Annotated in this window: 17 protein-coding genes; 4 read left to right on the plus strand and 13 right to left on the minus strand. The window is 58.8% G+C overall.

From position 1 onward, the window contains the following. Nucleotides 1–668 precede the first annotated feature (668 nt). From SMD27_RS14840 to folK, 11 genes are all read right to left on the minus strand, one after another. A complete protein-coding gene (locus SMD27_RS14840; RefSeq protein ID WP_320509195.1) occupies nucleotides 669–1,118 on the minus strand; it encodes a helix-turn-helix transcriptional regulator in 450 nt (149 codons plus the stop codon). Nucleotides 1,119–1,155: 37 nt separating this feature from the next. Next, nucleotides 1,156–1,509, minus strand: a complete 354-nt coding sequence (locus SMD27_RS14845) for an antibiotic biosynthesis monooxygenase family protein (RefSeq protein ID WP_320509196.1) — start codon at nucleotides 1,507–1,509, stop codon at nucleotides 1,156–1,158. A 158-nt stretch (nucleotides 1,510–1,667) separates the two neighbouring features. Next, entirely contained in the window at nucleotides 1,668–3,920 is a 2,253-nt protein-coding gene (gene parC / locus SMD27_RS14850) for a DNA topoisomerase IV subunit A (RefSeq protein WP_320509197.1), read from the minus strand. 164 nt (nucleotides 3,921–4,084) lie between these two features. After that, nucleotides 4,085–4,885, minus strand: a complete 801-nt coding sequence (gene recO, locus SMD27_RS14855; protein ID WP_320509198.1) for a DNA repair protein RecO — start codon at nucleotides 4,883–4,885, stop codon at nucleotides 4,085–4,087. A gap of 38 nt (nucleotides 4,886–4,923) precedes the next feature. After that, complete coding sequence (gene era, locus SMD27_RS14860; RefSeq protein ID WP_320509199.1) at nucleotides 4,924–5,838, minus strand: GTPase Era; 915 nt, start codon at nucleotides 5,836–5,838, stop codon at nucleotides 4,924–4,926. A 58-nt stretch (nucleotides 5,839–5,896) separates the two neighbouring features. Next, a complete protein-coding gene (rnc, locus tag SMD27_RS14865; protein ID WP_320509200.1) occupies nucleotides 5,897–6,622 on the minus strand; it encodes a ribonuclease III in 726 nt (241 codons plus the stop codon). Next, nucleotides 6,619–7,401, minus strand: coding sequence for a signal peptidase I (lepB, locus tag SMD27_RS14870; RefSeq protein ID WP_320509201.1), 783 nt, complete (start codon nucleotides 7,399–7,401; stop codon nucleotides 6,619–6,621). The genes rnc and lepB overlap by 4 nt, the downstream gene beginning before the upstream one ends. Before the next feature lie 201 nt (nucleotides 7,402–7,602). Continuing rightward, complete coding sequence (acpS, locus tag SMD27_RS14875) at nucleotides 7,603–8,007, minus strand: holo-ACP synthase (RefSeq protein WP_320509202.1); 405 nt, start codon at nucleotides 8,005–8,007, stop codon at nucleotides 7,603–7,605. 111 nt (nucleotides 8,008–8,118) lie between these two features. Next, nucleotides 8,119–10,263, minus strand: coding sequence for a RelA/SpoT family protein (locus tag SMD27_RS14880; RefSeq protein ID WP_320509203.1), 2,145 nt, complete (start codon nucleotides 10,261–10,263; stop codon nucleotides 8,119–8,121). Nucleotides 10,264–10,408: 145 nt separating this feature from the next. Continuing rightward, nucleotides 10,409–10,801, minus strand: coding sequence for a DNA-directed RNA polymerase subunit omega (rpoZ, locus tag SMD27_RS24190; RefSeq protein ID WP_379989990.1), 393 nt, complete (start codon nucleotides 10,799–10,801; stop codon nucleotides 10,409–10,411). 195 nt (nucleotides 10,802–10,996) lie between these two features. Further along, nucleotides 10,997–11,506 (minus strand): 2-amino-4-hydroxy-6-hydroxymethyldihydropteridine diphosphokinase, encoded by a 510-nt coding sequence (gene folK, locus SMD27_RS14890; protein ID WP_320509204.1) that lies wholly within the window; start codon nucleotides 11,504–11,506, stop codon nucleotides 10,997–10,999. 183 nt (nucleotides 11,507–11,689) lie between these two features. Here folK and SMD27_RS14895 point away from each other — a divergent pair, with 183 nt between their 5' ends. Both SMD27_RS14895 and SMD27_RS14900 read left to right on the plus strand, forming a co-directional pair. Continuing rightward, nucleotides 11,690–12,268, plus strand: coding sequence for a LabA-like NYN domain-containing protein (locus SMD27_RS14895; protein WP_320509205.1), 579 nt, complete (start codon nucleotides 11,690–11,692; stop codon nucleotides 12,266–12,268). 5 nt (nucleotides 12,269–12,273) lie between these two features. Next, nucleotides 12,274–12,933: a uracil-DNA glycosylase gene (locus tag SMD27_RS14900; RefSeq protein WP_320509206.1), complete on the plus strand. Its 660-nt coding sequence runs from the start codon at nucleotides 12,274–12,276 to the stop codon at nucleotides 12,931–12,933. Between the two features lie 23 nt (nucleotides 12,934–12,956). Here SMD27_RS14900 and smpB read toward each other — a convergent pair whose 3' ends face one another. Next, nucleotides 12,957–13,427 carry an SsrA-binding protein SmpB gene (gene smpB, locus SMD27_RS14905; protein ID WP_320509207.1) on the minus strand — a complete coding sequence of 157 codons (471 nt, stop codon included), beginning with the start codon at nucleotides 13,425–13,427 and terminating at the stop codon, nucleotides 12,957–12,959. A gap of 42 nt (nucleotides 13,428–13,469) precedes the next feature. Then, nucleotides 13,470–14,345, minus strand: coding sequence for a 4-hydroxy-tetrahydrodipicolinate synthase (gene dapA / locus SMD27_RS14910; protein WP_320509551.1), 876 nt, complete (start codon nucleotides 14,343–14,345; stop codon nucleotides 13,470–13,472). Between the two features lie 258 nt (nucleotides 14,346–14,603). Here dapA and SMD27_RS14915 point away from each other — a divergent pair, with 258 nt between their 5' ends. Continuing rightward, nucleotides 14,604–16,643, plus strand: a complete 2,040-nt coding sequence (locus tag SMD27_RS14915) for a lytic transglycosylase domain-containing protein (protein ID WP_320509208.1) — start codon at nucleotides 14,604–14,606, stop codon at nucleotides 16,641–16,643. An 11-nt stretch (nucleotides 16,644–16,654) separates the two neighbouring features. Next, nucleotides 16,655–17,659 carry a threonine ammonia-lyase gene (locus SMD27_RS14920; protein ID WP_320509209.1) on the plus strand — a complete coding sequence of 335 codons (1,005 nt, stop codon included), beginning with the start codon at nucleotides 16,655–16,657 and terminating at the stop codon, nucleotides 17,657–17,659. Nucleotide 17,660 lies beyond the last annotated feature (1 nt).

The following is a 17,660-nucleotide window of genomic DNA, read 5'->3' on the forward strand; positions in this document are numbered from 1 at the left end:
TGGCCGGGACTTTATTGCGCGCCGCCAAAGGCGCACGCGGCTTACGGATCAACTGATTGATCGTCGGCATTCTCTTCCTCACGTTTGCGCGTCCGGACCGTGTCCATCGGCGCCTAAAATAGCCATACGCAAAATGACCACACCGACCGAAGGCTTCTGCCAAGGGTATCGATGCGGTCAGCTACACTTGCCGAACTGGCCCTGAATTCAGGGGCTTAGGGGACCGGCCTATGTATCCAAATGCTTAAGTCGGGACAGCGTCTAAGCCGCGATGGCCTACCACCAGCCCCCTTAAAGGCGGGCGGAATATATTGATTCGGCGGGGGAGCGTCAAGTGAAAGAATCCCCCGTGGTCTTAAGAAAATAGCTTTTTCTTTCAAATACTTGAGTCGACGGGGCCGATGCAGGCCGATACCCGTATATTGTGTCCCAAGCTAGATAACCCGCTATATATTGGTTTTATTTCCTGATTAGGCCCCGAATGAGCGATTAGCCTGGCGTTTTCCCCATCGGTTGGTCTGGCCCTGGCAAGTCCTCATCTGCGAGATCGTCAGAACCTGTGTCTTGGAAGCCACGCCATGGTTTTCCGGTATCTGATGGGAAGCGATAAATCCCTTTCTCGGAGTCGATTGGTGTTCGCTGGGTTGTCAACCGGGCAAAAAGGTCGTTCAGCGTCCTTCCCGGTTCCAGCCGAAACGCTCGCGCCGACACGGCCGCGGTTTCGATCCCGATGGGCTTGGGTCATGAGCCGTCAGGTCCTGCCGCTCTATCTGTCCCTCGATCTCCGGCGGCAGAACGGCATCAATCTTCACCAAAGCCTCCTCAGCCGCCTGGATCAGGGTAGAATCGCCCCAGGCCCGCACAAAGCGCGCGCCGAGCACCAGCGCCTGCAATCCCTCGCTAGAGAACTGCAATGGCGGCAGCACGAAATGGCTGCGGATCACATAGCCGAGGCCACGTTCACCTTCGATCGGCACGCCGGTCGCAATCAGCGCCTCGATATCGCGATAGATCGTGCGAACCGAAACTTCGAGCCGGTCGGCAATGGCTTGCGCCGTCCGCAGCCGCTGGCCGCGCAGCAATTGCACGATCTCGAATGACCGATCCGCACGCCGCATCTGGACTACCGCCTTGCCTATTTATTCCCCCTGCGCATCATCCGGCGGTGACGATGTGATGATGGCTCATTTTGACGGAGCGCAGATCGATCATGGAGCAGAAGACTTCGGCCTGGGAGAGCTTATGGAAAACTTCTGCCGCAGCCTTGGCGGATGCTTCATCCCGCCACTCGGCGATATCGATCCAGGTTCCGTCTGGGGCTTTAGCAAGGCGCCGGCCGAGAAAGCCGGGCAGCGTAATCAAAGCTCCGTTCGAAGCCTCGGCCGCTGCCATGAAGTTTTCCTCCGACACATCTTCGGCCAATGAAAAAGTAGCGATCTCCAAAACCTGTCCAATCGTGGTCAGGCCGGTCGCTGCATGCTTTTTTCGGTAGAAGGGATTGGTCATCATCCTATCCTCGCAGAACCCTCGATTGTTTCTGCAAGCATCCTAAGCGAGGTCAACTGACAACGTGGTGTCAGTTGCTGTCAGGCGATTGAACTTAGAACACCTCCAATGAAAAAGGGCCGGCAATACTGCCGGCCCAATTGTCTTCGATGTTTCGATAATTAGAATTTATTGCCGCGCGGGAACCCATTCGGCGGCAACCGGCCGGCTTGCGCACGTTCGCCGATCCAATCCTTGATATTCGTTTCCGTGCGCTGCCCGGTGCCGTGACGCCAACTGAGGCCTTCCGTCTTTTTGAACGCCCTCGCGTCGCTGATCCCGCCATCCTTGTATTTCTGCAAGGTGACGCCGCGACCGCGACTCATTTCCGGCACTTCCTTCAGCGGGAAGATCAGCAGTTTGCGGTTTTCTCCGATCGTCGCCAGCATATCGGCCGCCGGCGATACGGGCACGCAGATCGCCGCCTCGCCGCCCTCGCCAAGCACTAGCACCTGCTTGCCGGAGCGGGTTTGTGCCACAATATCGTCGGACGGGACGATGAAGCCGCGGCCATCATGCGCCGCCACCAGCAATTTGATGCCCGGCTTATGGATCATCACGTCGACAATGTCCTGATCATTGCCGAGATCGATCATGAGCCGGATCGGTTCCCCATGGCCACGGCCACCCGGCAGCTTATCGACACCGATCGTGTAGAATTTCCCATTGGTGCCGAACACCAGCAACTTATCGGTGGTCTCGCACTGAATGTGGAATTTCGCGCGGTCGCCATCCTTGAATTTGATTTCCGGACTTTCCTCCACATGGCCTTTCATCGTACGGATCCAGCCCTTGGCCGAGCAAATGACCGTCACCGGCTCCCGCTCGACCATAGCTTCCAGGGGAATGATCACCGCACTTGGTGCATCGGCGAAAGCCGTACGGCGCCGACCCAGTTCGGTCTTCGGACCATAGGTCTTTTTCAGCTCGCCGATCTCATCGGAGATCCGAGACCACTGCTGGCCTTCCTCCTGCAAGAGCTGACTTAGCTCCTTCTTCTCCTGGCTGAGTTTCTTGTGCTCGCCTTTGATCTCCACCTCTTCCAGCTTGCGCAAGGACTTCAGGCGCATATTGAGGATGGATTCAGCCTGCAGATCGGTCAGACCCCACTTTCTCATCATGACCGGCTTCGGTTCGTCCTCATACCGGATGATGCGGATGACCTCATCGATATTGAGATAGGCGACCAGATAGCCGTCCAGGATCTCCAAACGCCGTTCGATTTCACCCAGACGGAACTTGCTACGCCGAACCAGCACCTCACGGCGGTGATCGAGGAATGCTCGCAGCACTTCCGGCAGCGGCATAACCCGCGGCGTCTGGCTGGCATCCAGCACGTTCATGTTAAGGCCGAAACGGGTTTCGAAATCGGTCTGGCGGAACAGTTGTTCCATCAGATGAAGCGGCTCGACATTGCGGCTCTTCGGCACCAGCACGATGCGGACATCGGTAGTGGATTCGTCACGAATGTCGTCAAGGAAAGGCAGCTTCTTCTCATGCAGGAGATCGGCGACCTTCTCGATCAATCTCGACTTCGCCACCTGATAGGGAATTTCCGTGACGACGATCTGCCAGCCGCCGCCCTTGAGATCCTCTTTCTCCCACCGCGAGCGGATGCGGAAGGACCCGCGGCCGGTGCGATAGGCTTCGACCATGGTTTCCCGGGATTCGCAGACGATACCGCCGGTGGGGAAATCCGGTCCGGGCATCAGGCTGACCAGCTTTTCGATCGTCGCGTTCGGCGATTTGATCAGGTGCTGGAGCGCGTCGCAAACCTCCGCCACGTTATGCGGTGGAACACTGGTCGCCATGCCAACGGCAATGCCTTGCGCACCATTCGCCAAAAAATTGGGAAAGGCTGCCGGCAGGACAACCGGTTCAACATTCTCGCCGTCATAGGTGGCGCGGAAATCGACCGTATCCTCGGTGATGCCATTCAACATCAAGGCGGCAGCTTCCGTCAGCCGCGCTTCGGTGTACCGCATCGCCGCGGCATTATCGCCGTCGATATTGCCGAAATTCCCTTGGCCGTCGACCATGGGATAACGCTGCGCGAAATCCTGAGCCATGCGTACAAGGGCATCATAGATCGATTGGTCGCCATGGGGATGGTATTGACCGATCACATCACCGACCACACGGGCCGATTTCTTATAGCCCTGGCCCGGCTCAAGCCGGAGCTGGCGCATCGCATAAAGCAGACGACGATGAACGGGCTTTAGCCCGTCACGCACATCCGGCAGCGAGCGCGACATGATGGTGGAGAGCGCGTAAGAAAGGTAACGCTCGCCCAAGGCCTCCGCCATGTCGACGACACGGATATCGCCGCTGGGCGACTCGGGCGGCTGGGTTTTCGCGGTTGCCTTCTTGGCCATACTATATCCTTTGGTCTCAATCATTTACCGGGACTGACGTCCCGAGTGATCTTAGCATCCCTCGGCTGATTCGGCGCGAAACGACGGTTCCGGGGAACGCATGTCTAGGCCAGGATCACCTCCGGCGGCAAGTTCTGCGATCGGAAAGCGCCAACTTACGGGCGCTAACCTTGCAGGCGCTGGAGAAATTGCCGGCGTGCCATCGGCCCCTCGCTTAAAGACGATTGTCTCGATGTCGCCGAGTTGCCGGATCCGGGTGATGAACCGGTTTGAGCGAAAACATGGCGAGCCAGGAAATGGCCCGTCAAGCGCAGGCCGTCCAGAATGGCTGCGCGGTCCGGCCGCGCCGTATGGTCTTCGGCCAGGAAAGCCGGCAAAGGCAGCAAACGGTCGTGATAACCCTGCCCTGCCGAGCGGGTAACGGACCGCCCGGTCTTCGGCGAGACGTAGCTCAATCCCTCAGTTTCACCGGTCACGGCGCAGTGGGTGAGATCGAGGCCAAAACCGAGATCGGCCAGAAGCGTCAATTCCCAGCGCACATACTCGACCAGCCAGCCGTCATTGCCCCGGGCATCATCACCGGCGCGTACTTCCTCAATCAACCGGGCGATCAGGATATCGAGATCGACGAAGATTTCGGGATGTGGCTCGCGCTCCGGCAAGGCGGTATCGATGACGGCGCAGGCCGAGGCTAAGGCCGCAAGGCGAAGCGGCTGATCCAACAGGAGCGCGGCGACGGATTGCAAACCCTCGATCTGGTAATTGCCGAGTTGTTCGGGCAACCGGGCTCGCCAATTCGCCTGCAGCCGATTGCCGAGCTCGATGATCGGCCGCTGGCGGCGCGAAAAGCCGCCGCGCAAGAGGCCGAGATGACGGCCGTGCTCGCGCGTCAGCAACGTCAGGACGGCGTCATGCTCGCCATAATGCCGCGCGGCTAATACAATCGCTTCGTCCTGCCAATCCATGCGTCACTATAGCAGGGGATGATCCGGTGGCGAGAAACTCAGGTATCGAAATCGATGCCCATTTCGCGATAGCGCTCGGGGTCTTCCTGCCAGTCCTCGCGCACCTTCACGAAGAGGAAGAGATGCACCCGGCGCTGCAACATCTCCTCGATGTCCTTTTGCGCAGCTGCCCGCACTGATTTGATCCGCTGTCCGCCCTTGCCCAGCACGATGGCCTTCTGGCTGTCCCGGGCGATATAGATCACATGGTTGATCTTGACGCTGCCATCCTTGAATTCTTCCCAACCCTCCGCTTCGACGGTCAGGTCATAGGGCAGTTCATCGTGCAACTGGCGGAACAGGTATTCCCGCGTCATTTCCGCCGCTAAGAGGCGCAGCGGCATATCCGTGAGGTCGTCTTCCGCGAAATGATGCGGTCCTTCCGGCAAGCGATCGGCCAGCACCTTCATCAGATCGTCAACGCCGCTGCCGGTCTGTGCCGAAATCATGAAAGTGTCGGAGAAGTCATAGAGCGCGTTCAATTCCGCCGCCTGGCCCAGCAGCTTCTCGCGCTTCACCGCATCGACCTTGTTGATGGCGAGCATCGCTTTGCGGCGTGCCGACTTCAATCCCTCGATAATGCGTTTCGTGTCGTCATCGATCGATTTGCGCTCGGCATCGACCAGCAGCACGATCTGGTCGGCTTCCTCGGTACCGCCCCAGGCCGCGGCCACCATAGCGCGGTCGAGACGACGCTTGGGTGCGAAAATACCAGGCGTATCGATGAAAATGATCTGCGCCCGGTCGCGCATGGCAATGCCGAGGACGCGACGGCGCGTCGTCTGCACCTTAGGGCTGACAATGGAGATCTTGGCGCCGACCAGCCGATTAAGCAGCGTCGATTTGCCGGCATTGGGTGCGCCGATCAAAGCGACGAAGCCGCAACGATCAGTCATCGCATCGCTCTTGGTCATCTATGCTCCTCTAAGCAGCGCCAGGCTTGCGTATTGCGCGGCTTCATTCGCCCCGGCATTATTCGCTATGGCCACGCAGCCGAGCCATGAAAGCCGCCGCCGCCGCCTGCTCCGCCGCCCGCTTGGACCGCCCGCTGGCTGCTGTCGGCTCATGGCCCTCGACCCGCACCTGAACGGTAAAGATCGGGTCATGGGGCGGGCCACTGCTTTCGATGACATCATAGACCGGCAGCGGCAATCCGTCAGCCTGGGCCCATTCCTGGAGCGCCGTCTTGGAATCCTGCGGCGGCTTGGCCTCGCGGTTCATCATCGGCGACCACATGCGCATGATGAAGTCGCGCGCCGGATCCAACCCGCCATCAAGATAGATGGCGCCAATAACCGCCTCGCAGGCATCGGCGAGCGAAGCCGGATTATCACGCCCGCCGCTTTCCGCCTCACCCCGCGAGAGAATCAAATATTTCCCGAGATCGATTGACCGGGCTACCCCTGCCAATCCTTCCTGGCGGACGAGGGCTGCCAGGCGTTTCGCCAGGGCCCCTTCATTCTCTCCCGGAAAAGTACGGTACAGCATCTCCGCGATCACCAAGCCAAGAATCCGGTCGCCGAGAAATTCCAGGCGCTGATTGTCGGCATCGCTGATCTGGCGAGGACCGCGACGGCCCCCGCTGCGTGTCAGTGCACTGGGATGGGTGATCGCCGTCCGCAGAAAACTTGGATCGGCAAACTGATAGCCAAGCGCAGCAGCTAAGGCTGCCAAATCGGGACCACTGCGCTGGCTCATTTCACCAGATCGAAAAGGCGGTTCCAGCGGACATGGAACGGCTTGCTCCACGAGAAGAAAAGGATTTTCGCCGGGCCGATCAAATTTTCCTTCGGCACGAAACCGACGGTGCCTAAGAGATCGGCATTCTTTTCGGTGATTTCATCGCTCGGCGCGAAGCTGGATGCTGCGCGCGTCAGCATCCGGCTGTCATTCGAGCCGTCACGGTTGTCGCCCATCATGAAATAGTGATCCGCCGGCACGACATAGATCGGCGTGTTGTCGAGACTGCCGGAATCGCCACTCGATTCGATGATACGATGGCTGACGCCGCCCGGCAATGTCTCGATATATTGCGGTACCGGCATCGCATCCGGATCATCCGGATCGACATAATCCTCGATCCGCTCACGCTTCACCTGCTCGCCATTGATATAGAGAATGCCATTGCGGACCTGGATACGGTCGCCCGGCAAGCCGATCAGGCGTTTGATGAAATCGTTTTCAACTTCGCCGGGGGGACGGAACACGATCACGTCCCCACGTTTCGGCTCACCATCCCAAATGCGTCCCTCGAAGGGGATGATCGACAGCGGGAAGGAGTATTTGCTGTATCCGAAGGACGTCTTGGAAACGAACAGGTAATCGCCAATCAACAGCGTCGGAATCATCGATCCGGAGGGAATGTTGAAGGGCTCATACAGGAAGGTCCGGATCAGGATGGCAATGACGCCTGCCCAGATAACGGTCTTCACGAAATCCCAGATTTCCTGGAACGTGCCGGAGGTCTTGCGCGGCATTGATGATCATGGCTCCGCTGGTGGAAGTGGCCCCGCTCGTCCCCAGGGGCGATGACTAGGGGTACAGCAGGAGTCGGGGCGGATCAAGCCAGCCAGGGACGATAAAGTCAAGGCGGGACAGCAACTTGACCCTATCAGGCGCAAATTTCCCAATACCTTGAAAAGCCGGATCAACGGCAATAGCGGCGAAACTTCCGAGACTTAGCTGGCAATCGGATTGGCTGAAATAATGACGATCGCCTGCGCCTGAGGAAAATCGTCGGTGATGGTCAAATCGATCTGCGCCATCATCCCCGGAGGCGTCATGGCCTGCAGCCGCGCCAAGGCTCCGCCTGTCAGTTTCATGGTGGGCTTGCCGGAGGGCAGGTTGACCACCCCCATATCCCGCCAAAAAACCCCTTGATGGATGCCGGTGCCGAGCGCCTTGGAACAAGCCTCCTTGGCCGCAAATCTCTTGGCATAGGACGCCGCCCGATTGGCGCGCCGATCGGATTTTGCCTGCTCGATCTCGGTAAACAGACGCTGGACGAAGCGATCGCCATAACGCTCCAGCGAATTTTCGATCCGGCGGATATCGATGATGTCGTTCCCGATGCCGAGAATCATGCCAGCCACGCATCCATTATTGTCGCGACCTGACGGATAGCGGCGCGTCAGGATTTCCAGTGAAACCGATCCGGCACGGCTCTGTCCAGCCGCAATCGGGAATGAGCCCGGTCAGCCTCTCGCCCGATCGACCGAGCTGATCGCCGGTGTCGCCCGCAAGGCGGCGATGATCCCTGTCAGATGCCGCAGATCCTTGACTTCAACATCGACCAGGACTTCGAAGAAATCCGTCGACCGGTTGACGATCTTCAGGTTGTTGATGTTGCCGCTATTCTTGCCGATGACTGTGGTCAAACTGCCCAGGCTGCCGGGTTGGTTGGTGATCACCACATTCAACCGGCCGACATGGTTCTCTGCGGAATCCGGATCGACATCCCAGGCGACGTCGAGCCAGCGTTCCGGCGTATCCGCGAAGGTTTCCAGGGTCTCGCAATCGATCGTATGGATGGTCACGCCCTTGCCCGTGGTCACGATGCCGACGATGCGGTCGCCCGGCAATGGATGGCAACAACCGGCGAAGTGCAAAGCCATGCCCGGGATGAGACCCCGGATCGGCACGGCGAAACTGTCTCGCTTCGTCTTTGGACGGGAGCGGCCAATCGGCACGACCTTGTCATTGGCGGTCGCATTGCGCGATGCCGGGAACACCGCATTGACGACTTCCCGTGCACCAAGATTGCCCTGCCCCACCTGGGCCAGCAAATCCTCGGCGGTATCGCTCTTGAATTTCTTCAGCACACCATCCAGCGACTTGTCGGCGTATTCATAGCCTTCATGCTGGAATTCCTTCTGCATCATCGCGCGGCCTAGTTCGACATACTGCGTCCGCTGCTGGGTGCGGATGAAACGTCGGATGCAGGCGCGCGCCTTACCGGTAACGACGAAACGTTCCCAGGTTGGTGACGGCGTTTGCGCGCGCGAGGTGACGATTTCCACCTGGTCGCCGTTATGCAGTTCACTGCGCAACGGCACGATGCGGCCGTTTATCTTGGCCCCGACGCAGGTATCGCCAACCTCGGAATGGACCGCGTAAGCGAAGTCAACCGGCGTCGCACCACGTGGCAAAGCGATGAGATCGCCCTTCGGCGTGAAACAGAACACTTGATCCTGGAACATTTCCAGCTTGGTATGTTCCAGGAATTCTTCAGGACCGGCCGCATGTTCGAGAATATCCAGCAATTCGCGAAGCCAGCGATATTGCCGGCCGTCAACTTGGGGTGCGCCCTGCTTGTATTTCCAATGCGCCGCGACGCCAAGCTCGGCAATCGCATGCATTTCCTTGGTGCGGATCTGCACTTCGATGCGATGCCGGAACGGCCCGATCAAACCGGTGTGCAGCGAGCGGTAATTATTCGGCTTGGGCGTCGAGATATAATCCTTGAAACGCCCCGGGATCATCGAATAGGTGCTGTGCAGGAGACCCAAGGCTTGATAGCACTCACCGATATCGTCAACGATGATGCGGAAAGCGATGATGTCCGAGAGCTGCTCGAACTCCATCCTTTTCTGCTGCATCTTGCGCCAGATCGAATAAGGCGTCTTCTCACGACCCGACACCTGGCAGGTCAGGCCGGAGTCCGCCATGACCCGCTGCAATTCGTCGATGATCTTTTGGCAGATGTCATTGTCCTGCTCGCGCAGGAAATTCAGGCGCTGATTGATCGAGACGGCAGCATCCGGATAGATCTCGTTGAACGCGAGATTTTCCAGCTCGTCCTTGATCTGGTGCATACCCATGCGCTCGGCCAGAGGCGCATAGATTTCCATGGTCTCCAGCGCGATGCGCCGGCGCTTTTCTTCACTTTTGATGAAATGCAGCGTCTGCATGTTGTGCAGACGGTCGGCCAGCTTCACCAGCAGGACACGGATGTCGTTCGACATCGCCAGCACCAGCTTGCGAAAATTCTCCGCATGCTTGGTGTTGTCCGATTGCAGTTCGAGACGCGAAAGCTTGGTGACGCCATCTACCAGGCGACCGATTTCCGGGCCGAACAGCCCTTCGATCTGTTCCAAGGTCGCATCGGTATCTTCGACCGTGTCGTGCAACAGGCCGGTGACGATCGATGCGGTATCAAGCTTGAGGCGTGTCAGAATCTCAGCAACGCCGAGCGGGTGAGAGAAATAGGGATCGCCGGAAGCCCGGGATTGTGACCCATGGGCTTTCATCGAAAAAACATAAGCGCGGTTGAGGACGTCCTCATCCGCGCCCGGATCGTAGGCCTTGACGCGCTCGACAAGCTCATACTGACGAATCATCGCGTGCGCCGAATCCGCCGTTTTTCTCATCCGTCTCGTTGCTGTTCCGTCTCCCTCATCTTGCCTATCGGCGATACCTCACGGCACCGCGGAAAAGTGAGTCCGAAACATTCTGGCAGCCGCTCAGCGGCTGCCAGACCCAATCTTAGTTGCCATCATCCAGCGCCGAGCTGTCATCCTCGAACTCGCCATCGATCGACATATCCGCGTCGTCGGCTTCATCCTGGCTGATCTGGGCCTGCTGCATTTCCGCCAGCAAGTCGCCTGCACCGGCGCCAAAGCCTGCACCGTCTTCTTCGGGCTCATCATTTTCGATATGACGCTGCAGACCCGTCACCAGGCTGTTCGACAGATTGTCGAGGCTCACGGTCTCATCGGCAATTTCCCGCAAGGCCACCACAGGATTCTTGTCGTTGTCCCGCTCCACCGTCAACGCCGCACCCGCCAGAATCTCCCGCGCCCGCTGGGCCGCCAGCATGACGAGGTCAAACCTATTGGGGATTTTCAGGACGCAATCTTCAACCGTTACACGAGCCATCTTCAAAGTCTCTCTAAAACAGGGCGCAATCGCATGCGACTAATATATTTTTTCGATCGGCGCAAGGCAAGTTCGATACGGCTGTGTAAATAAAAAGAATACCATGCAGCAAGCGCATGAACCCCGCGGACCGCGACAAAAATTGTTTCGAAACAATGAATTGCTTGGAGCCCAGCAAGGGGGGCATGCCATGCCCTAGGAAAGCGGCCGCGCCACTTGGTCTTGGGGCAAGGCTAAAATCAGCTCTGCCACGCCTTGCTGGGTGACAGGATGGTGCCAGTGGGGCGCGATATCCCGCAGCGGCAATAGGACAAAGCCGCGAGCGGCGAGCCGGGGATGCGGCAGGATCGGCGGTGTCTCACCATCCCGGATCTCGCCATGGTGATCCAGCAGATCAAGATCCACGACCCGCGGCGCATTCACCACGCTGCGCACTCGACCGAAGCGAGCCTCCACCTCATGCAATCGCTGTAGCATCTCGACGGCGTTCAAGCTTGAGCGTAGCGCGACGACACCGTTCACATACCAAGGCTGATCGGCCAGCGGTACGGGCGCCGATTCATACCACGGTGATTTCGCAACCAACATCAATCCCATTTCCACGAGCGCAGCGACGGCCATATCGAGCGTCGCCACCGGCGGGCCGAATGTTGGATGAGTCAGATTGGCGCCGAGCCCGACATAACTGAGATCATGTCCCGGCATTACCGGCTCCAATTTGGACGTCACGAAAGAGCATGCGATGAAAAATCCGTTGAATGCATTGATGAGTAAAATTATTTAAGTGTGAAAGGCAATCAATGCAATCGCATGTGCTGGAATGCTAATCCCCACAAAAGATTATAAGCCCAAAATCATTACAACAGGACATACATTAGGGGTATTCGAATGGTCACTCGGTTCTATCCGCAAGAACGCGTCGCTTTATTTGTCGACGGCGCGAACTTGCACGCGGCGGCGCGAGCACTCGGGTTCGATATCGATTACAAGCGTTTGTTGAAATACTTCCAGGACCAATGCCACCTGATCCGCGCCTTCTATTACACGGCACTGGTAGAGGATCAGGAATACTCGCCGCTGCGCCCGCTGGTCGATTGGCTCGATTATAACGGCTTCACCATGGTGACAAAGCCGACCAAGGAATTCACTGACGCGACCGGACGGCGGAAGATCAAAGGAAACATGGATATTGAGCTGGCGATCGATGTGATGGAGATGTCGGCGCATCTGGATCATATCGTTCTGTTCTCCGGCGATGGCGATTTCCGCCGTCTGGTCGAAGCTGTCCAGCGTCGCGGCTTGCGGGTTTCCGTGGTGAGCACCGTGCGGTCGTCGCCGCCGATGGTGGCCGACGAGTTGCGCCGCCAGGCCGATCATTTCGTCGAGCTGGACGAACTTGCCAATGCCATTGCCCGGCAGTCAACACGGCCGGCCGATCAAGTAGCCGGCGGCATGGAGCCGCGCTGATCGACATGGCTTCCACAAGCACAGCGCAAGCCGCGCCGATGCCCGGTCGCGATTGCCCGCTCTGTCCGCGGCTGGTCGATTTCCGCGAAGATAATCGGCGGCAATTCCTCGACTGGCATAATGCACCGGTGCCGGATTTCGGCCCGGCGACAGCACCGTTGCTGATCGTCGGCCTTGCGCCCGGGCTGCGCGGCGCCAACCGCACCGGCCGTCCCTTCACTGGCGATTATGCCGGCGATCTGCTCTATGAAACCTTGCTGGATTTCGGCCTCGCCGCCGGGCGCTATGAGCAGCGGCCGGATGACGGTCTCACCATGACCGGCTGCCGCATCGTCAATGCCGTGCGCTGCGTGCCGCCCCAGAACAAGCCGACACCAGCGGAAATCAAAACCTGCAATGCGTTCCTGCGGCAGGATCTGACAGCCATGGCAAATGTAAAATCGATCCTTGCCCTCGGCTCAATCGCCCATGATGCGGTGCTGATGGCGTTCGGCGTGCGAAAATCGGCCTATCGTTTCGCCCATGCCGCTCAACACCCTTTACCAAACGGCATAATCCTGACCGACAGCTATCACTGCTCGCGCTATAACACGAACACCAATCGACTGACGCGCGAGATGTTTCGGACGGCGATGAAGCTGGCCCAGGCGGCTGCCCAAGGCTGATATGGCGGATCCGAAATGATGGATCAGCTGCGTTCGCGCAGTAAACGCCCCTGTTCGCGCTTCCAGTCGCGCTCCTTCTCGGTATCCCGCTTATCGACCTTGCGCTTGCCCTTGCCGAGGCCGAGCTCAACCTTGGCGATGCCGCGCGCATTGAAATAGATCGAGATCGGCACCAGCGTGATGCCGGCGCGCTGAATCTGTCCGATCAACCGGCTCATCTCGCGCCGCTTCAGCAGCAATTTGCGCGGCCGCCGCGGTTCGTGATTGAAGCGGTTGGCGGCCTCGTATTCCGGGAAATAGGCGTTCAACAGCCACATTTCCCCATCCTTCTCGGTCGCAAACGCCTCGTTGATGCTGGCACGGCCGAGGCGCAGGGTCTTGACCTCCGACCCGGTCAGGACAAGCCCCGCCTCAATCGTGTCTTCGATGTGATAGTCGAAGCGCGCGCGGCGGTTCTGCGCCGCAAAACGTTGTTTGGAAAGATCACGCGCCATTACTTAACTTAGCCCAATTACGGGCCAGTTGGCTGGCCCTGATCAGTTCAGCAGTCCCGCCGCTTTCAGCGCCGCCTGCACCTTGGCTTTGGAAGCCTCGGCGATTTCTACCATCGGCAGACGTAAATCGCCAGATGCAAGGCCGAGCAATTGCGCGGCATATTTCACCGGTCCCGGGCTGGTTTCACAGAACATCGCCTCATGCAACGGTGTCAGCCGCTCATTTATCTTCATCGCCGTCGCCAGATCGCCCTTGCGCCAGGCGGTCTGCAATTCCGCGGTCAAAGACGGTGCCACATTGGAGGTGACGGAAATACAGCCGTGACCACCCTGGATCAGGAAAGGCAATGCCGTCGCATCTTCGCCGGACAACTGGCAGAAATCGCGCCCCGATGAAAGTGCCTGCAATGCCGGCCGTGCCAGATCCGCTGTGGCATCCTTAACACCGACGATTCGCGGCAGCTTCGACAGCCGGGTCATGGTTTCGATCGACATATTGGCGACGGTGCGCCCCGGCACGTTGTAAACAATGATCGGGATATCGGTCGCGTCATGTACCGCCTTGAAGTGCTGGTACTGCCCCTCCTGAGTCGGCTTGTTGTAATAGGGGACGATGACAAGGGCCGCATCGGCGCCGGCTTTCTGGGCATGGCGGGTCAAGTCGATCGCTTCATCGGTGGAGTTCGATCCGGTCCCGGCAATCACCGGCACGCGCTTCGACACCGCCTCGATGCACAATTCCACCACGCGCTTATGCTCATCATGGGTCAGAGTCGGCGATTCACCGGTCGTGCCTACCGGCACCACCCCATCGATCCCAGATTTGATTTGCCAATCGACGAATTTCTGAAAACCGGCCTCATCCACGGATCCGTTGCGGAATGGCGTGATAAGCGCCGTAAGTGATCCCTTGAACATGACCATCTGAATCGTCCTTGTTGCGGCAGATTGCCCTTGATGCGGTGCGGGAACATAACTGCAGGCGCCCCGTCGAGCAAGCGAAACGATGGGCTTTAACCGGCGATTCGCCGGTTTTTTTGTTGCGCGCCGCGAGAGAGAGGCGGTGCGAGATCACACGCGTTACGGTCGTTTCCATTTCGCAATTTCTCTGCAACGGGACGTTGTCGTCCCCGGCTAAGCCATTTAGAATGCAGCCGAAATCACGAGAGGTTTACTGTGCGACGGGTCTTAGCACTTTGTCTGGTTGTCCTGGCTGGTCTGCCGGCGGGTATCGTTTTTACCAGTATTCATCCCCACTCCGCTTTCGCACAGTCCACGACACCGGTTACGGCGCCGCAGACAACCTCCGCGCCCGCCACGCTCAGTGCGAAAGACAAGGCCATTTACCGCCAGGCCTTTGCCGCCATCGATAACGATCGATGGAAGGAAGCGCGACGATTGGCAGACAGCGCCCAGAATCCGCTTCCCGCCAAAATCATTCAGTGGCTCGACCTGATCCGGCCGGGACCGGGACGGGACTTCGCTGAAATGACGGCTTTTCTCAGCGCCAATCCCGAATGGCCCTTGCGCGAAACGCTGTTTTCCCAGGCTGAACGCTCGATGCCAGCCGATCTGCCGCCGCAACAGACGATTGCCTGGTTTGGCAGCCGGGACCCGAACACTGTTGCCGGTACGATCAAGCTGGCGGGTGCCTTGCTGTCCCTCAAACAGACGGACCGCGCGACAAGTCTGGTGCGTGACGGCTGGATTGATCTCGATTTCTCCAAGGATGATGAAACCGCGTTCCTCCAGCGTTTCGGCCAGTTGCTGTCGGTACGCGAGCATGAAGCGCGCCTGGACCGGTTGATCTGGGATGATGCGCGCGACCAGATAGGTCGCATGTTGAGCCGCGTGGATGCGGGACATAAAGCGCTGGCTCTCGCGAGGCTGGCGCTATTGGATCAAGCGCCGAATGCGTCGAGCCTGCTTGCGCAGGTGCCGCAATCGCTGCGCAAGGATGCCGGACTGATTTACGCGCAAGCTCGCTGGCTGCGCCTGAAGGGGGATGTCGAAAAGGCCGCCGCCCTCCTCGATCCGGCGCCCAAACATGTTCTGCGGCCGGCGAAGATGTGGATGGAGTACAAGCGTGGTGCCCGCACCTCGCTCGACAAAGGCGATATCTCAGTCGCCTATCGGCTGGCGGCGTCGCATGGTGCCACCTCGGGTGAAGCTTTCGTCGAAGGTGAATGGCTGGCCGGGTGGATTTCCCTGCGCTTCCTCGACGACCCGGCGACCGCCACAAAACACTTCACTGGCCTTTATGCCGGCGCGAAGTCCGCGATCAGCCAGGCCAGCGCAGCTTATTGGGCTGGCCGCGCTGCCGAGCAATCCGGCAACAAGGTGAAGGCGCAGAAATGGTATCGAACCGCGGCGAAGAGCGCGACGACATTCTATGGACTGCTGGCGGCCTATCGCTTGCATGACAAGCAGATCATGCGCCTTCACAACACGCAAAAACCCGATGGCGCGGCCAAATCTGCTTTCGATCGCCGGGAGCTGACTAAGGCAGTTCGCCTGCTCAGCCTTCTTGGCGAGGAGGATCGGACCCGTCCGTTCATCCTGAAGCTGCGTGAAATGGCAACCAAGCCCAGCGATTACTACCTGACCGCGCAGCTTGCCACCGAAGTCAACCGCGATGACCTTGCTGTTTCCGTCGCCAAGCAAGCGCGAACGGCCGGCGTCGAAATGGTGCAATATCTCTATCCCATGCCGGTGGTACCGAAGGGATCGAATCCCGAACCGGCGCTGGTTCTTGCGATCATTCGGCAGGAAAGCGCCTTTCTCGATTCCGCTGTCAGCCCTGCGGGCGCCATGGGGTTGATGCAGTTGATGCCGTCGACGGCCAAAGGCATGGCCAAGGAACTCGGCGTCAAGAAGCATGCCGACAAGATGCTGACCAACGATCCGCAATATAACATCAAGCTCGGCAGCGCCTATCTGTCGAAGTTGATCGATCGTTTCAATGGCTCCTATATTCTGGCAGCAGCCGGCTATAATGCCGGTCCGAGCCGGGCCAGGGATTGGACCTATACTTATGGGGATCCGCGTGAGCCGGGGACCGATGTAATAGACTGGATCGAAAGCATTCCGTTTGATGAAACCCGCAACTACGTGCAGCGGGTTATGGAAAATCTGGAAATTTACCGCGCCCGGCTTAACAAGGGCGTTATCAAGTTGACGCTTGAGGAAGATCTCCGTCGACGCAATCCGCAATAGCCGGTGGGACCATGCAAAAGACCTCCTCCCTTGCCATCGATATCAGCCATATCGAGACCGCGGCGCAACGCCTCCTCGGCCAGGCCGTCAGGACGCCTTTGCTGCGTAGCCCCGATCTCGAAAAAGCTACGGGCGCGACTGCTGCTTTCATCAAGCCGGAAGTGTTGCAACGCACCGGGTCATTCAAGTTCAGAGGGGCTTTCAACAAGCTCGCCGCAGCCAAATCCGCCAACCCATCGCTCCGGCAGGTTGTCGCCTATTCTTCCGGCAATCATGCACAAGGCGTCGCTGCGGCGGCCGGCCTGCTTGGGCTCTCCGCAACCATCGTGATGCCGCAGGATGCGCCGCAAGCAAAGATCCGGAACACGAAACAACTCGGCGCCGAAGTCGTGCTTTACGATCGCTGGCATCAATCTCGCGAGGAGATCGCGGCCGATATAGCGGCTAAAACACAAGCGCTTATCGTGCCGCCTTACGACGATCCGGATATCATCGCCGGTCAGGGGACGGTCGGTCTGGAAATCGTGCAAGACCTGCAAAAGATGGGACTTGGCGCCAATATTGTGATTGCACCCTGCAGCGGCGGCGGTCTGATCGCCGGCATCGCCACCGCCATTCGCCACCACTTTGCCCAGGCCGAAATCTATGCCGCCGAGCCGGAAGGCTATGATGACTTGGCCCGGTCGCTGGCCGCCGGCACGCAGGTTGCCAATGAAGGAACGACCCCGTCGATCTGCGACGCGCTCATGGCGAAGCAGCCGGGACGACTGACATTTCCCATTCATCAGGCGTTGTTGGCAGGCTCTCTTGCGGTGCCCGATGAAGCCGCCTTGTCAGCCATGGCTTTCGCCTTCGACCGCCTGAAACTTGTCGTGGAACCTGGCGGCGCAGTTGCCCTGGCTGCGGCCCTTGGTCAAAAACTGGACTTCAGCGGCAAGACGGTCGTGGTCGTATGTTCAGGCGGCAATGTCGATGCTGTCATGATGACAAGAGCTTTGTCCCGGCCATCTGCCTGAG

Source organism: Dongia soli (assembly GCF_034044715.1).
GTDB classification, from domain to species: Bacteria; Pseudomonadota; Alphaproteobacteria; order Dongiales; family Dongiaceae; genus Dongia_B; species Dongia_B soli.